Here is a 15917-nt window from a genome sequence, read left to right on the forward strand (position 1 = left end):
TTAGCAGCCAAACCCTTGAAATTATACTAATTAACGTGAGTTCTATTTACGTTAATTTAACGGTAAGCACGGGGCTTACGCCCCAAGCGCGAAGCGCGCTTGCCCCGAAGGGGCTGTAGCTATAAGCCATAAGCTTTTTGAATTTATTTTTTTCTTTGGCGATCGCTCCTCTTTTTTTAAAAGAGGTAACTGCTCATTGCCCACTGTTAAACGTTTACTAAAAAAAGTTGGGTTTTCTCGACCAATAAGTTCGGGCAGAAATCGCTACCAAATAGGGCATAAAACCACACTTCCAGTCAGTATTAAAATTGCCTAAGATGATATCAATTCGAGAAAAGAACAGATACAAATAAAACTTACGGAGACAATAATATGGCGATCGTTCGTTATAATCCCTGGTCAGAAATGAACTCTTTACAACGTCAACTAAATAGAATGTTTGATGATGTTTTAACTCCAGCTACTTTAGCTGATTTTGGTAACTTCTCTAAAGTTCCCGCAGCCGAACTTACTGAAAACGAAGATAATTTGGTTCTTAAGCTAGAAGTTCCTGGAATGCAGCCTGCCGATCTAAATATTGAAGCAACAGCAAAGAGCATCTCTATTTCAGGAGAGCGTAAATCTGAAACTCAAGCTGAAGACTCAGGTAAAACTCGTACTGAATTCCGCTATGGTAGTTTTGAAAGAGTAATTCCTTTACCAGTAAGAATCCAAAATACTGAAGTGAAAGCTGAGTATAAAAATGGTATTTTGCACCTGACTTTACCTAAAGCCGAAGCAGAAAAAAATAAGGTGGTTAAAGTTAATTTGTTAGATCAAGTTGATGCCCAATAACTTGGCGATCGCCTTGATTGGGATTAAATAATTAAGTGAGCTAGATATTACCAGTCATAGATAATATGGCTGGTTTTTTTTGGGTAAAAATAATTACTGATTACTGATTATTAAATTTACCAACTGCGATCGCGATCGATCTCTAATCTTTCGGTAACGGATATACCCATGAATTTGGCACTGCTCAAGGTGGGAAAGGAAGTATCACAGGTATAAATTCGACCCCTAGCATTCACTACACTAAAATGATAAGTTCGGTCATTACAATAATAAACTGCCAAAATACATTCATTAACTCCAATTAAGGCAGAAATCTTGATTCCCATAATTTTTAATTGTGATTAATATGTGATAAATATTATTTGAATTATTAGCCAAATGCATTATAGCCGTACAAAATTAGATTAGGAAAATTAGGGTGATCGGCTAGGAAATAGAAAATAAAAAATAGTATTTCAAAGATGTCCTAACGTTGTTATGTAGGGCTATAAATAATTCTTGGCAGCAAAAATTTTCTGCTGATTCACACTCCTCTTGATCTGAGCTTGAGAACTGCTTGATTAAACAATTTATATTAAGTATTTACATCACTAGGTTTATCTAGATTAAAATACGTATCTTATTTTTAAAACCGTATTTCTACGGAATTAAAGCGATCGCTTGCCTCCTATTTAACTGTCGCGCCATGACTACGAGGATCGGTAGTGTCGTCGGTAACGCTAACTTTTGCTTCGACTGGAGAAATTTGCCCTTTCTGATTGGCATAGGGGATGGAATTATTAGCGATCAGAGCATCCAAATCAGCTTCCAAAATTCCTTTGGGTTGTTCACCAATGGCTTCGGCGATCGCTTCTCCTTGAGCATTCATAAACAGAAAATGAGGAATGCCATCAACTCGGTAACGCAACATTTCTGGTAGCCATTTAGTATTATCAACGTTGAGCATGACAAAATTAACGCGATCGCCATAGCTTTCTTTGATCTGTGCTAAATCTCCCGCCATCGCCTGACAACTAGTACACCAGTCGGCATAGAATTCCGTAAGGGTAGGCTTACTATTATTTAAAGCCACGTTTAACGGAGTAGATTGTTTAGCCTGAGATTCTAAGGATGTGCCATTAGTTTCGGTTTTTGCACCTAAGAACAAAGCGATGCTCAAGACAACTGCGGCGATCGCAATTACAATATTTCTGACAGAATTATTAGTGGATGATTTTAGTTGTTGCTCGCTCATTTAGTAAACTGATAGATAGAGGTATTAATATATTTGCGCTTCTTATTCTATCTATAATCCATGATTCCCCATGAAAAAAAGGGTGACCATAACCTTTCCTCGAACAGCAATTCGTATTCCTCTAACCTACCGTCTGGCAAAAGATTTTAATATTGCCAGTAACATCATTCGCGCTCAAGTTGCGCCAAACCAAATTGGCAAACTGGTAGTGGAGTTACAGGGAGACATCGATCAGATTGATGCAGCGATCGAATGGATGAGAATGAATGATTTTCAGGTATATTCCGCTAGTGGCGAGATTGCCGTGGATGAAAAAATTTGTGTAGACTGCGGTTTGTGTACGGGAGTATGTCCCACCCAGGCTTTAGTATTAAACCCAGAAACCTTTAGACTGGATTTTAAGCGATCGCGCTGTATTGTCTGTGAGCAGTGTATTCCAACTTGTCCCGTTTCAGCTATTTCTACTAATCTTTAAGAGTTGTTTTTTTGGACAGTATTGGACAGGAGTTATTTACTTACCATCCAAAAAACCATAGCAAATCCACCCAAAATAACCACTAGCAAGCCGATTAAAATACCACGGTTAGCAAACTCAACATTACTAACTCGTTTGTCTAATTGGTCTGTTTTAGTGTCTAAGGCTTTGATATCACCTTTTAAATCAGCTTGACTTATTTCTATTTTATTTAGACGCTCATCTACTTTGTCAAATCTTTGTTCAATTTTTGATTCTAATTTATCTAACTTAGTATCTAGCTTTTCGTCTAATTTATCTAGCTTAGTATCTAACTTTTCGTCTAATTTATCTAGTTTAGAGTTTAAGTTATTTAATATACTGCCTAAGTCTTGTTCAATATTTATAGTCATTTTTTGATGAGATGAAGTGGCTTATTTTAAACTAAATTGTTAAATACTTTTTATTTATTAGTTTACTTCAAGAATCAGCCCTAAGCAGATACCTAGATGGTCATAAAAAATCCTAGTTATACCATTTCTTCTTGAGGTTGCACTTAATGTTTTAAGTTGAAATCTCGCGCCAAGGCGCAAAGACGCAAAGGGGTTAAATTTAATTTAGTGCATTGTTATAGAGAATTGGTATTAGTCTTACTTTGTGTAACTAATGCGATAAATATAATTGTTGCCATCTTCCGCTAGTAATAAACTACCATCGGGCATGACTTGCAAGCCAACAGGACGGGCAAAAGTTTCAGGAATATCAGGATTGACCAAAAACCCTGTGAGAAAATCTTCGTAGTAGCCAAGGGGTTGATGGTTTTTACCAAAGGGAACATAAACAATCTTATATCCTGTACCGCGATCGCGATTCCATGAGCCTCTAAAGGCTACAAATGCACCATTACGATACTGATCGGGAAATTGCTGCTGGTCATAGAACTGTACCCCTAAAGCTGCCGAATGTGCCTGAAACAATACATCTGGGGTAATGGTTTTAGCTGCTAGTTCTGGTTTTTCGCTTTTGTCTCCCTGTATCCGTCGTGGATCGAGTGATTTGGGAGACAGGTAGGCATAAGGCCAACCATAAAAGCCATTCTTTTTTACTTGGGTAAAGTAATCGGGTACTAAATCATCACCTAATAAATCTCGTTCGTTAACGGCAGCAAATAATTCGCCTGTAACGGGATGAAAATCTAAACCAACAGGATTACGTAAACCAGAAGCATAAGTAGATCGTGCTGAACCATCTAAATTCATTACTTGAATCGAAGCGCGGGGTAATTCTTCAGGTTCGACATTGGATTTAGAGCCAACGGAAACATAGAGTCGATCGCCATCTGGGGAGGTAACAATATTGCGCGTCCAGTGCTGATTATAGCCCCCTGGAGTTAGTTCCGTGATTTGTGTGCCTGTTCCCTCAAGTTCTAACTGTCCTGGCTGATAGTTAAAGCGCAACACTTCCCCTGTATTGGCTACATAAAAAGCATCTCCAGCAAAGGTAACGCCTAAAGGCTGATCGAGATTGTTATTGCGATCGCCAAATGTTTGTTTTATTTCAGCAACGCCATCGTTATTTTTATCCTGTAATAGAGTAATTTTATTTTGTTTGGACTGTACTGCTAAGACATCGCCGTCAGGAGTTACGGTCATCCAACGTACGTCAGGAAGATTATTAGCAAAGACATTAACCTTAAATCCAGCAGGAACTTGTAGTGTGGGTCGATTGGGTACAGGTATCACGTTAGGGGAATTACTAGCAGACTCGCTAGCATAAGGTTGGGGCAGATCTGCTAGGGTAATTTTAATCGGCGTTGGGGTTAAATTCTGAGTTTTAATCGTAGCTGTTGGTGTCTTGGCGACTGAATTACAGCTAGTTAAGAGCGCGATTAATCCTAAACCAATTAGCGTGAATTTTCTGGGAGCAATAAACATAATAAAATTCAACAATCAATTTTAGTGACAAGCCAGTTGAAGTACTTAGATACGTTATAATTCAATCTGTTTGTCATGTAGCAGCATCTTTTAAGCGATCGCAGTACAGGCAAATCAACTTAATCCCGATTAATCTAAATTTTAGTAGTAATGGCAGAAGATAATTCCTCAAATAAGCCCCAAGGTGGTTCTAATTTAGACGAAATTCGCGCTACCAGAATTGAAAAGGTGGCCCAGATGAAGGAATTGGGCTTGAACCCCTACGCTTATAAATGGGAATCAAGTCATCATGCTGCTGAGTTACAGGCAAAATATGTCGCTCTGGCTGCGGGAGAAGAGGTAGAAGACCAAGTGGCGATCGCTGGGAGAATTATGGCGCGCCGTGTTTTTGGTAAACTGGCGTTTTTCGAACTACAGGACGAGACGGGAAAAATCCAGCTTTACCTAGAGAAAAAAAGAATTAATCAAACTATGTCAGAAGACTTAGAGGGGGCATTTAATCACCTGAAAAGGCTTTCTGACACGGGGGATATTTTAGGTGTCAAAGGAACGGTTAAACGGACAGAAAAGGGTGAACTTTCGGTTTATGTCAGTGAGTTTCAAATTCTGACTAAATCTTTATTACCTTTACCTGATAAATGGCACGGTTTAACGGATACCGAAAAACGCTATCGTCAGCGTTATGTAGATTTAATTGTTAATCCCCAGGTAAGACAGACTTTCCGTATTCGCGCCAAAATTACCGCAGCGATTCGTCGTTATTTAGAAACTAGGGACTTTTTAGAAATTGAAACTCCCGTTTTACAAAGCGAAGCAGGTGGTGCGGAAGCTCGTCCCTTTATTACTTATCACAATACTTTGGAGATGGATCTCTATCTCCGTATCGCTACCGAGTTACACCTCAAAAGATTAATTGTTGGTGGGTTTGAGCGAGTGTTTGAACTAGGCAGAATCTTTCGTAATGAGGGAGTTTCAACCCGCCATAATCCTGAGTTTACTTCCATCGAGGTGTATCAAGCTTACGCCGACTATCACGACATGATGGCGTTGACGGAAACCATGATTAGCGATGTGGCGCAGTCAGTATTAGGTACAACTAAAGTTACCTACCAAGGAGAGGAAATAGATTTAACTCCTCCCTGGCGCAGAGTAACCATGCATGAAGTTGTTCAAGATGCCACAGGAGTAGACTTTGCTCAGTTTAGCGACTTCGACTTGGCGAGAACCGCAGCTAAAGATGCTGGGATCGAAGTTCCCGCAGACTGCCAAACTATTGGTAAATTGCTCAACGAGGCTTTTGAGCAGAAAGTAGAAACCACTTTGATCCAGCCGACTTTTATTACCGACTACCCCGTAGAAATATCCCCTCTAGCAAAACCCCATCGCGACAAACCAGGATTAGTGGAAAGATTTGAACTATTTGTGGTGGGTAGAGAAACTGCCAATAGTTTTTCGGAGTTAACCGATCCTCTAGATCAACGAGGGAGACTGGAAGCTCAAGCAGCCAAAAAAGCAGCAGGCGACTTAGAAGCTAACGATATTGATGAAGACTTTTTAGCAGCCTTAGAATATGGGATGCCTCCTACTGCTGGTTTAGGCATCGGCATAGATCGTTTGGTTATGCTGTTAACCGACTCTCCTAGCATCCGCGATGTAATTGCTTTCCCTCTACTCAAAAATCAAAGTACAGCAATTAAAGACTTTGACTATGATGCAGACAAGCAAACTCTGCGAGTTGTTTTTGGTAATGGCAGCGTCTATCAATATTCTGATGTGCCTGAAAAGATTTATCAAGAATTGAAAGAAACTGGCTCAGTGGGACAGTATTTTAATTCACAAATTCGAGACAAGTTTGGCTTTGATCGCGAAATGTGATTTGTCGTTTTAAGAGTTTTAAAGAGCAATAATTTAGAAGATAGTCTGGTCAGGAATTAGGAAATTAGGGAATTAGGGAACTAGGGAGAGATCACTAATTACGCCTATTTATATTAGTGCTTCAAAGCTAAAGCAGTTAATTTGAGTGGTCAATTAGCCGATTAAATGTTAGGTTCGCGATTAGTTGCACCTATAAGTTAATTCTTTTCCACCCGATTTAAAAATGCTCCAAGTAGATGAGGCTCAAGCTTGTTTAGAACAAGCACAAAAATACTGGCAATCTAAGCAATGGCAAAAGACCATTCAAGCCTGCGCTCAAGCTCTCAGTTTAAATCAACACTCACCCCAAGCTCATAAGCTGATGGGGGATGCTCTGCAACAAACTGAGCAAATAAAAGAAGCGATTAGCTCTTATGGACAAGCAATCAAGCTTCAGCCTAATTTTGTCGAAGTTTATGCCAACTTGGGAACTCTCTACGTTCATCAACAAAAGTACCAATTGGCGATTAACTATTATCAACAGGCGCTGAAGATTGACCCTAACTTGACTGCGGTCAAGAAACATTTAGCTAAAGCCACATTATTATTACAGCAAACTCAGTCAAGTAACCAGATATCGCCCAAAGCTAATTCGATCGATAGTCATTTAGCACAGGGACGGAATTTAGAACAGCAGGGAGAATTAAAAGCTGCTTTAGAACAATATCTGATTGCAGCGAAACTCAAACCCCAGCGAGTTGAAACCTACAAAGAAATTCTCAAGCTCTGTGAAAGTCTAGAATTATGGTCGGAAGCAGCTAAGTACTGTCGGCTGATTTTAAAGTTGACCAACGGTACTAATAATATTGATAATATTGGTACGGTAGACTCGCGATCGCTAGATTCTCCATCAGTTTTAGGTAGTAAGGAGATCGCACTTAAAAAAGCTGCTGCCGACTCGGTGCAATCTTATGAATTATTAGAGCAGGCTAAAAGTTTTGTTAGTCAAGGTCAGCACGAGTTAGCTATTACCTGCTATCGTCGAGCAATTGAGCAACAGCCTGAGTTAATTGAAGCTTATCTGGCTTTTGGAGCGTTATTAGTCCAATTGGGTCGGGTAAAATCGGCAATTTCCTGCTATTTGTCAGCTTTAAAACGGCAACACCATCCGCAACTATATTTTGCTTTGGGTAATATTTATCAAGCAATACAAATGTGGTCACGGGCTGTTTTATGCTACCAAAGAACAATTCAATCCGATCCCCATCATGTTCAAGCCTGTCATGAATTAGGAGAAGTTTTTACTCAGCAACAGCAATGGTCAAATGCGGTTCAGGCTTATCGTCAGGCGATCGCCCTCAAGACTAAAAATTCCTGGTCATACAATAATTTAGGCTATGCTCTGATCCAGTTAGATAGATGCTCAGAAGCAATCCCTGCATATCGCCAGGCAATTAAACTTAATCCTGATTTTCCTTGGTCTTATTATAATCTGGCTGAAGCCCATAGCAAGTTAGGTCAGTGGCCAGAAGCGATCGCCTTTTATCAACAGGCAGCTAAACTACAAGCGGATTTACCCCAAGTGCAGCAAAAGCTAGGGGATGCTTTTTATCGTCGTAGTCAGCAAGATCGTCAACAGGCCTTAGATTGTTTTTTGCAAGCTATTGAACAAGATCCGCAAAATGCTGATGTCTATCATCAAGCTTTGGCGATCGATAATCGCAATGTGGATTTATATCTTAAGTTAGGCAATCTTCTAGCCGAGTCGGGTAAACCAGAGCAGGCGCTGGTCACCTATCAAATGGCGCTCCAGGTGCAGCCCAAGAATATTGATGTTTTGAGTAAAATTCAGCAATATCAAGGAGATTCTGCTCTATCTTTGGCAATTACGCCGATTGTTCCCGAGCCGATCGATTGTGTTGCCTTTGCTGCCGAATTACAAGAACTTTTGCCTCATAGTGAGACTCCAGAAGTATCGATCGTTATTCCTGTCTATAACCAGTTAGATTACACTCTAAGATGTCTTAAAGCGATCGCGGTTAACTTCGATCGATCTATTCCTGTGGAGATTATCCTGGTCAATGACTGTTCGAGCGATCGAACTGAGGAAATTTTATCGTTTCTGATGGCAGTTAATTTAATTAATCAACCAGCAAACCAAGGTTTTATTGATGCCTGCAATCAGGGTGCAGCAGTTGCTAAAGGTAAATATCTCTATTTTCTCAACAACGATACGCAGATCGAGCCGAACTGTATTGCTAGTCTAGTTCAAGTGTTGGCTCAAGATGAAACAGTTGGGGCAGTAGGTTCTAAATTAATTTATCCTCAAGGTACTCTTCAAGAAGCTGGGGGAATTGTTTGGCAAGATGCTTCAGCCTGGAACTATGGCAGACAAGAAAATCCTCATGCTCCCGAATATAATTATCTGCGTCCTGTGGACTATTGTTCGGGAGCGAGTTTGATGGTCAAAAAAGAGGTTTTTGAGCGCTTGGACGGCTTTGCTACGAATTTTGCCCCCGCCTACTATGAAGATACCGATCTGTGTTTCGCGATTCGTCATCAGTTAGGGATGAAGGTGATGTATCAACCTAAGTCGGAAGTAATTCACTATGAGGGGATTAGTTCGGGAACTTCGATTACTAACGGTATTAAGCAATATCAGGCAGTTAATGCCATTAAGTTTAAGCAGAAGTGGCAAGCTAATTTAAACCAGGATCATTATCTACCTAATTTGGGGAAAGCTAATGCCTCTGTGGCTGCGAGGAATCATTTTGGCGGTCAGACTATCTTGGTGATTGATAGCTATATGCCCAGCTACGATCGCGAATCTGGCTCCCGCAGATTATTTGAACTGTTAAAAATTTTCAAGGATTTAAACTATCATGTCATCTTTGCTGCGGATAACGGATTTAAGCAAGAACCTTACGTCTCTGTCTTACAGAATTTACAAATTGAGGTTTTATATACCCAGTCAGGCTATGGCAGAGGAATCGAGTCGCAAATTGAGTCCCGCCTAGATTTAATCGATCTAGCCTGGATTTGCCGTCCTGAACTAAATCAAAAATATGCTGCGCTCATCCGCCAGAAACCAGAAATCAAGCTAATCTACGATACGATCGATCTTCATTATCTTAGACTCAAAAGAGCTTGGGCGATCGACTCGAACCACTGTGCTAAAGAACAATGGGTGGAGATGCAGGCGCAAGAATTAAAAATGGCTCATCTAGCAGATCTAACCATTACGGTTACGGCAACGGAACAAAAGATCCTCGAAGCTCAAGGAGTCGAGCAAGTCGCCACGATCCCCAACATTCATCATGCTTATCAGGGCGATCTCCCCAATTTTGAACATCGTGAGGGAATTTTATTTATCGGTAGCTACAATCATTTACCCAATATCGATGCGGTGCAGTGGCTTTGTCAGGAAATTATGCCTCTAGTCTGGCAGATTCAACCTGAGATTAAAGTCACGCTACTTGGTAACAACCCTAGTGCTGAAGTCTTAGCTTTGGAGAGCGATCGCATTGCCGTCACGGGATATATTGATGATGTTAGCCCTTACTTTTTAAGCCACAAGCTATCTGTCTCTCCCCTCAGATATGGTGCAGGGATGAAAGGTAAAATCGGTCAGAGCTTGGAATATAGCTTGCCCGTAGTTTCTACGCAAATTGGCACCGAAGGAATGAACCTCGTTCCCGAACAAGATATTTTAGAAGCTAGTAATTCGCTCAACTTTGCTCAACAAATTTTACGTCTTTATACGGACAAATACCTTTGGAACTCAATTTCGAGCAATTCTCACCAGGCGATCGCGAATTATAGTCCTAAGCTAATTAAGCAGAAGTTACGTCAAGTTTTACAATTTCCTTCGACATAAGAGAAACTCTTGGATAAACTAGCGTTGATCGGTTGGTTTATCCGTGAAAACTATTAGATATATTTAATTAGTTCTTGTCATGAGCAAACCGTAACAATTAGCACTTGTACTTAAGCAAAAACCTCGATCAATCAGTAATTACACTAATGTAAGTTCTAGAGGGATAATGTTATTTTTATGTAGAAATCTAATCGACAATAAACTGCATTGATTCAAAGCAATACAGTAGAAGTATCGATTGTAAAAGCTGAACCCTGTCCTTTTTTTGTTAATAACTAAAGAGCGTATATTTTAGCTAAACTTCTAGCTAAAACATAGACAAAATAGTTTTCGTAAAAATCCACTATTGATTTACTTGTGTACCATAATCTATTTTGATGACTACTAAAACACAAAACCAAAATATTGAGAATCAGATTGAAGAATTGCACACTCAAGCTGTTAATAAGCACAAGCAAAATCAGCTAGAAGATGCACTTAATCTTTATTTGCAGTCGATAGAGCTAAATGAATTACAGTCAGAGTGGATTTATGCCAATGCTATTACAGTAGCAGCCCAAATTAGAAATTATGCTACAGCTCAAAGTTTAGTGATCAAAGCCCATAAAATATATGCTAATTCCTCCGAGATCTCAAGAGCATCTGGCATATTTTTTCACAAAATAAATCATCTCGACAAAGCGATCGCCTCTTATCAAAAGTCGATTATTTTGGACTCAGAACAGCCAGAATGGGTATATGCCAAGTTAATCGATCTTTTAATTCAATCTAAACTTTATGACCATGCTGTCGAGGTACAAAAAACTGCCATCAAGCATTTTCCTCAGTCTAAAATTATTAACCAACAGTTAGAACAAAAGATCGATCAAAGTGATTATGCTGTAAATAAAACACCAACATCTACTTATACCGCAGAGGAGAAACAGCAGCTTTTCAAAACTTCTCAAGCTAGAGAAACTCCCGAAAATATTGAGCATTGTGTAGATCTAACTATTAGTGAATTAAGGCGTAAATTAACTGACTCCGCTATTGTAGAGCGATATTCAATTCTACTTAATCAATTGTTATGTCATATTAATGAGGGAAAAAAAGAAATGGATGTTGATGCCTTAGTACAATGTTTAGCAGAAATCAAAACTGATATTCACTATTTAAAAACAAAGGTACTTAACCCTTCAGAAGATACGGTAGATCCACAGGCTCAACAAAATGTTGAATTGGAAAAAATTATTGGTTTAAATAAACCAATGTTGGTTAAATGTGAACTTAAAGAGCGTATTGTGGGTTCAGGTTGGTACGATGCTGAAGAACATGGACGTTGGAGTGGCCCTGGTACAGTTTCTTCAATAGTCTTGCCTTACCCAGTAGCAGGAAAATATAAGTTAGAAATAGTTATTCGAGCAGAAGCAAAGCTCGATCTATTAGAAACATTAACCGTTAATCTCAACGATCGGACATTAGAGACATCTTTAATCCAAAGAAAAAACAATTTTTTCCCTGCGGTTGTTCGAGGAGAAATTACTATTCCTCAAGAAAAAGCTCAATCTTTTCTGGCGATCGATTTAATTATAGACGAAACTGTAGTCCCCCAAAAAGCTGACTGTAGGTCGATTGGATTATTGGTTGAAAGAGTTAGTTTGATTCCTAATTATACGGTCACCAATTAGGAAAATGAACTTAGAAAGTATTGTCAATCAAAAAAAACTTGTGCTAGCAACAGACGCTCCTTTTTGGGAGGGTAAAATGGGTAGCCATCAACGTATCTTAGCAATAGCTAAAGCCTTAAAGAATCATTGTTCTTTAAAAATATTTTTCTTTGGTAGCATCGGTTTACAAAGAAGAACTCAGATCAAAGAAGCTGGGTTTGAAAATATGGTGGTCAGCTATAAAGATTTTGACCAACATCTAAAACCAGAAGAAGCTGGGTTACCAAAATTAACTTCTTTTGCTAATATCCAAGGATTAAAAAAAAGAAGGCATGATGCTTTTTACACGACATTTGCGCAGTATGTTGCTGCTGTTCAACCAAATATAGTGCTAATTGAGTATATATATCTTGCTTATTTACAAGATGCTATACCAAGTAATTGCTTGAAATTAATTGATACTCACGATGTTATGTGTTTTCGAGAGTATCGTTTTTATCAGCATCAAATGCTCAATGCAATTTCTATGTCGGTTTCTTATCAAGAAGAGCAGTTTATCTTAAATCATTTTGATGCAGTCTTAGCAATTCAAAAGAACGAGTATGAAATTTTACGCAAAATGTTGCCTAATAAAGTCTTGTTACTCTGTCCTCATTCGGTAACTTACGACAGTCAATATCGAAAATTAAATGAAATTAAAAATATTGGCTTTATTGGTGCCGATAACGAAGCTAATTATAGCGGTTTAGATTGGTTTATCAAACAGGTTTGGCCCATAGTTAAGCAATTAAATCTTAACCTATATATTTTTGGTAAAGTTGGCGATCGCTTTGCGGGTATTTGTGATGCTGATGAATCGATCAAAAATATGTCAGATCAGCTAAGTCAAGCGGAAGTTTATTCTTTAGTAGATTGCATGATTAACCCAGTTTTTGTGGGGGGAGGACTAAAAATCAAAACTTTAGAAGCACTAGCTTATGGTAAGCCACTTATCTCATCAAAAGAAGGCAGTGTTGGCATAGATAACCAAGCTGAAAATGGCATTATAGTTGCTCATAACCGTCTGGAATTTATTGAAAGCCTCATTAAATTAGTCAAGCAGCCAAATCTAGCAACAGAATTAATTCAACAGGGTCAAACTACTATTGAGCAACAGTTTTCACCTGAAAGCTGCTATCAACCGCTAATCAATTTAATTAGTTACTGCTAATTTTATACGGCAATTATCATCGTTTATTTTTGTTCTCTCTCTAGGTGTAATGATTTGAGTTTATGCAGACTAACTACAAGCAAATAAAATTTACAGGAGACATTTTTCGAGTTAGTTATAATCAAAGACCTACTCAAGATGGAAATATTAAATGGTTATATCATGCTTTAAAAAATCCTCTAAAGCTAGCTACTTCTTTACCAGTAGAGACAGAATTATTTTCTAAACAAGATATATCTTTAGTCAGCTCAGGTTATCGCATGATTGATGAAGAGATATCAATGGAGGGATGGCCAAAACTTTTTTATCACAATGATTTTAGTGAAGAATTTTTGCAACAAGTTTGGTTGAATTTTAAAAACTCGATTGTCATTGCCTTTGAGTTACCAGAATTATTAAAATCTGCTCTGGATAGTTTAAATATTCCTTTTGTAGATATTATTATTCATCCTGTACGCTTTCTTGATGACTTGGTTTTTGGGATTAGAAGTAATAATCGGGAAATTTCTCAGTTATTACAGAATTATTTGGTTCCTGAAGAATCTATTTTAATTCAAGCTGGGATTGTGATGGCATCAATGAATCGTTTAAAACGATTAGACATTACTGGTAAAGCGGCTCTTTTTGCTGGACAAACAACAGATGATAAAGTTTTGATTAATGAGGGAAAATTTCATAAGGTTAGTAATTTCTTAGATAAATTTAGCGAAATTTCTAATTCATACGATACTTTAATTATTAAATCTCATCCCTACAGTGCCGATCCTTTTGAAGCTATTTCAATTTCTCGCTTATTCAATAACTGTGTAACAGTTACGGATAACTTTTACTATTTGATGTCTCACGAAAATATCGAGGCAGTATATAGTATTAGTTCTAGTACATCAATTGAAGCTAGATATTTAGGGAAAGAAGGTTATCATCTTGCCAAATATCCTTTTCGCTTCACTGAAGACTTTAATGAAGGAGAATTTCAATTAGGTTCTTTCTTTACTATTGACGATGCTATTTTTTCAGCAGATTTTTGGCGGACAATTCTTGCACCTTTAGTATTAACTACGCCGATCACAGATATCAAAATACCCAAAAAACCAAACAGAATTAGAACTTCTTTACGTAGCTTCTGGGGATTCAATTTTGTAGATACAGATATAATTTGTCAAATATATAAACAGTAGGATAAGCTATTTTAGATTTTATTTACTGATTTTGGCTAAACTATTAGCTAAAAAAATCAAGAAATATTTCACAGTTTAAATTAATCAAAAATTGAGGAATTAACTCATGACAAATGATGTAATGACCAAAATTAATCACAAACAATGCTACAATCATGTAGTTAGCTTGGGCTGCGCTTGTAATACTTCGTTATATTTAAAGAAATTAGGATTAAAACTGTTTTCTCTTCCATATGACTGGATTTTTAGTAATTTAGACATGATTCAGCACACTATTGAAGATGACTTTAAATCCTTTTTGAATCTAGAATTAATCAATTCTAAGAAACCAAAGCAAGCTGGACATAGTTATTATCACAAGAGATTATTTAATCATCATAATCCTAAAGATGATCGGGATGACTACCATTACTATCAACGTTGTATAACTAGATTCAAAGAAATACTTGATTCTACTGACAATAAATTATTTGTCCATACCGTATACCAAGAGCCAGAAAAATACCATCGCCACTTTATAGAATTCAATTCTGAGTTTAAAAAAGTAAATTTTGAACTAGAAGATGCTAGAAAATTTACTTCTTTTTTAAGCAAATTAACTAAAAACTATACTTTCATAGTAATTATCGAAAACCCCAATCAAACAAAGTCTCAAGTCAGAAATATTTTAGCTGAAGATAATTTGATTGTTTATGTTATTGATTGTTTGGGAGTATCTTCTGGCGAAATTTTAACCAATACAATAGATAGCTCAAATTATCAACAAATTATTACTCAATTTGACTATGATTTAAAAGAAATTGCTTAAATATCAGCAAAATATCCGAGAAAAATTGTTTAGGAACAAGATCTTATGAATTACCATCAACTAAGTCAAGAAATATTCAATCTAATTGAAAGCAATTTTTCTCAATCAGACAGAAATACTTTTTTATCCCAATTAGATGCCTATGAAATAATATGCGTTAAAAAGAATACTGCCTATGAGCAACAGCTACCTAAAAATTTATCGATCAATAAGCTTCCTCAAGCAAATGAAGCCGTAAATTATATTATTATCGGCAAAAACTATAATCCTTTTTTGAAAAAAACTGCTCTGGAATTTCATGGTTCTAACAATGTTTTTTTTGCAGCCAATAAAAGCAAAATTGGCGTCGGTGACATTAGGTTTTATGACTCAGAAGGCATGGTAATTCTGAATGAAAATAGTCGCCATAAAAATTGGTTTACAGTTTGGATGCATTCACCACGTTCTTGTGTTTACTGGGGTAAAGATTCAACATCTAGTGGAGTTACTTGTGTCACAAATGACTCCAAAGGTATCTTTGTAGGCGATGATTGTATGATTGCGGCTAACACCTGGATGAGATGTTCAGATATGCACGATATATTCGATCTAGATTCCCTGGAAGTTATTAACAACGCCGCTGATGTTTTAATCGAATCTCATGTTTGGATTGCTCAAGAATCATTAATACTTAAAGGAGCAAAAATAAAATCGGGTTCAATTATCGGCGCTAGATCCCTAGTTACAGGTGAAATACCTCGTTTTTCTTTAGCCACTGGTTCACCAGCCAAAGTAATTAAACAAAATGTTTCTTGGCATCGAACTAAAGTTGAAAATGAGCGACAAGATGAATTAGAAAGATTGCATAAATTGCTGCCAATTCAGTGTTTTTAGCCTACCAACTTTTCA

Annotated in this window: 13 protein-coding genes; 9 read left to right on the forward strand and 4 right to left on the reverse strand. The window is 37.6% G+C overall.

Annotated features, from left to right (window positions below):
• The first annotated feature begins 372 nt into the window (after positions 1–372).
• Positions 373–834: an Hsp20/alpha crystallin family protein gene (locus KME09_15435; GenBank protein MBW4535327.1), complete on the forward strand. Its 462-nt coding sequence runs from the start codon at positions 373–375 to the stop codon at positions 832–834.
• Positions 835–950: 116 nt separating this feature from the next.
• Here the strand turns inward: KME09_15435 and KME09_15440 are convergent, their stop codons facing one another.
• Positions 951–1160: a hypothetical protein gene (locus tag KME09_15440; GenBank protein ID MBW4535328.1), complete on the reverse strand. Its 210-nt coding sequence runs from the start codon at positions 1158–1160 to the stop codon at positions 951–953.
• Positions 1161–1501: 341 nt separating this feature from the next.
• Positions 1502–2068, reverse strand: coding sequence for a thioredoxin family protein (locus tag KME09_15445; GenBank protein ID MBW4535329.1), 567 nt, complete (start codon positions 2066–2068; stop codon positions 1502–1504).
• A gap of 70 nt (positions 2069–2138) precedes the next feature.
• On the opposite strand from KME09_15445, the gene KME09_15450 reads away from it, so the two are divergent.
• Entirely contained in the window at positions 2139–2543 is a 405-nt protein-coding gene (locus KME09_15450) for a 4Fe-4S binding protein (protein MBW4535330.1), read from the forward strand.
• 32 nt (positions 2544–2575) lie between these two features.
• On the opposite strand, the gene KME09_15455 is transcribed toward KME09_15450, so the two are convergent.
• Both KME09_15455 and KME09_15460 read right to left on the reverse strand, forming a co-directional pair.
• Positions 2576–2935 carry a DUF4164 family protein gene (locus KME09_15455; protein MBW4535331.1) on the reverse strand — a complete coding sequence of 120 codons (360 nt, stop codon included), beginning with the start codon at positions 2933–2935 and terminating at the stop codon, positions 2576–2578.
• A 237-nt stretch (positions 2936–3172) separates the two neighbouring features.
• Entirely contained in the window at positions 3173–4456 is a 1284-nt protein-coding gene (locus KME09_15460; protein MBW4535332.1) for a sorbosone dehydrogenase family protein, read from the reverse strand.
• A 150-nt stretch (positions 4457–4606) separates the two neighbouring features.
• Between KME09_15460 and lysS the strand changes: the two genes are divergently transcribed.
• The 7 genes from lysS (at position 4607) to KME09_15495 (ending at position 15902) form a co-directional block, all read left to right on the forward strand.
• A complete protein-coding gene (lysS, locus tag KME09_15465) occupies positions 4607–6331 on the forward strand; it encodes a lysine--tRNA ligase (protein ID MBW4535333.1) in 1725 nt (574 codons plus the stop codon).
• Between the two features lie 223 nt (positions 6332–6554).
• Positions 6555–10187 (forward strand): tetratricopeptide repeat protein, encoded by a 3633-nt coding sequence (locus tag KME09_15470; GenBank protein ID MBW4535334.1) that lies wholly within the window; start codon positions 6555–6557, stop codon positions 10185–10187.
• A gap of 377 nt (positions 10188–10564) precedes the next feature.
• Positions 10565–11854 (forward strand): tetratricopeptide repeat protein, encoded by a 1290-nt coding sequence (locus tag KME09_15475; GenBank protein MBW4535335.1) that lies wholly within the window; start codon positions 10565–10567, stop codon positions 11852–11854.
• Between the two features lie 40 nt (positions 11855–11894).
• On the forward strand, positions 11895–13043 hold the full coding sequence (locus tag KME09_15480) for a glycosyltransferase family 4 protein (GenBank protein MBW4535336.1): 1149 nt from the start codon (positions 11895–11897) through the stop codon (positions 13041–13043).
• Positions 13044–13105: 62 nt separating this feature from the next.
• Positions 13106–14221 (forward strand): hypothetical protein, encoded by a 1116-nt coding sequence (locus tag KME09_15485; protein ID MBW4535337.1) that lies wholly within the window; start codon positions 13106–13108, stop codon positions 14219–14221.
• A 106-nt stretch (positions 14222–14327) separates the two neighbouring features.
• Positions 14328–15029, forward strand: a complete 702-nt coding sequence (locus tag KME09_15490; GenBank protein MBW4535338.1) for a papain-like cysteine peptidase — start codon at positions 14328–14330, stop codon at positions 15027–15029.
• A 45-nt stretch (positions 15030–15074) separates the two neighbouring features.
• Positions 15075–15902, forward strand: coding sequence for an acyltransferase (locus tag KME09_15495; GenBank protein ID MBW4535339.1), 828 nt, complete (start codon positions 15075–15077; stop codon positions 15900–15902).
• Positions 15903–15917 lie beyond the last annotated feature (15 nt).

It is taken from the genome of Pleurocapsa minor HA4230-MV1, from assembly GCA_019359095.1.
GTDB classification, from domain to species: domain Bacteria; phylum Cyanobacteriota; class Cyanobacteriia; order Cyanobacteriales; family Xenococcaceae; genus Waterburya; species Waterburya minor.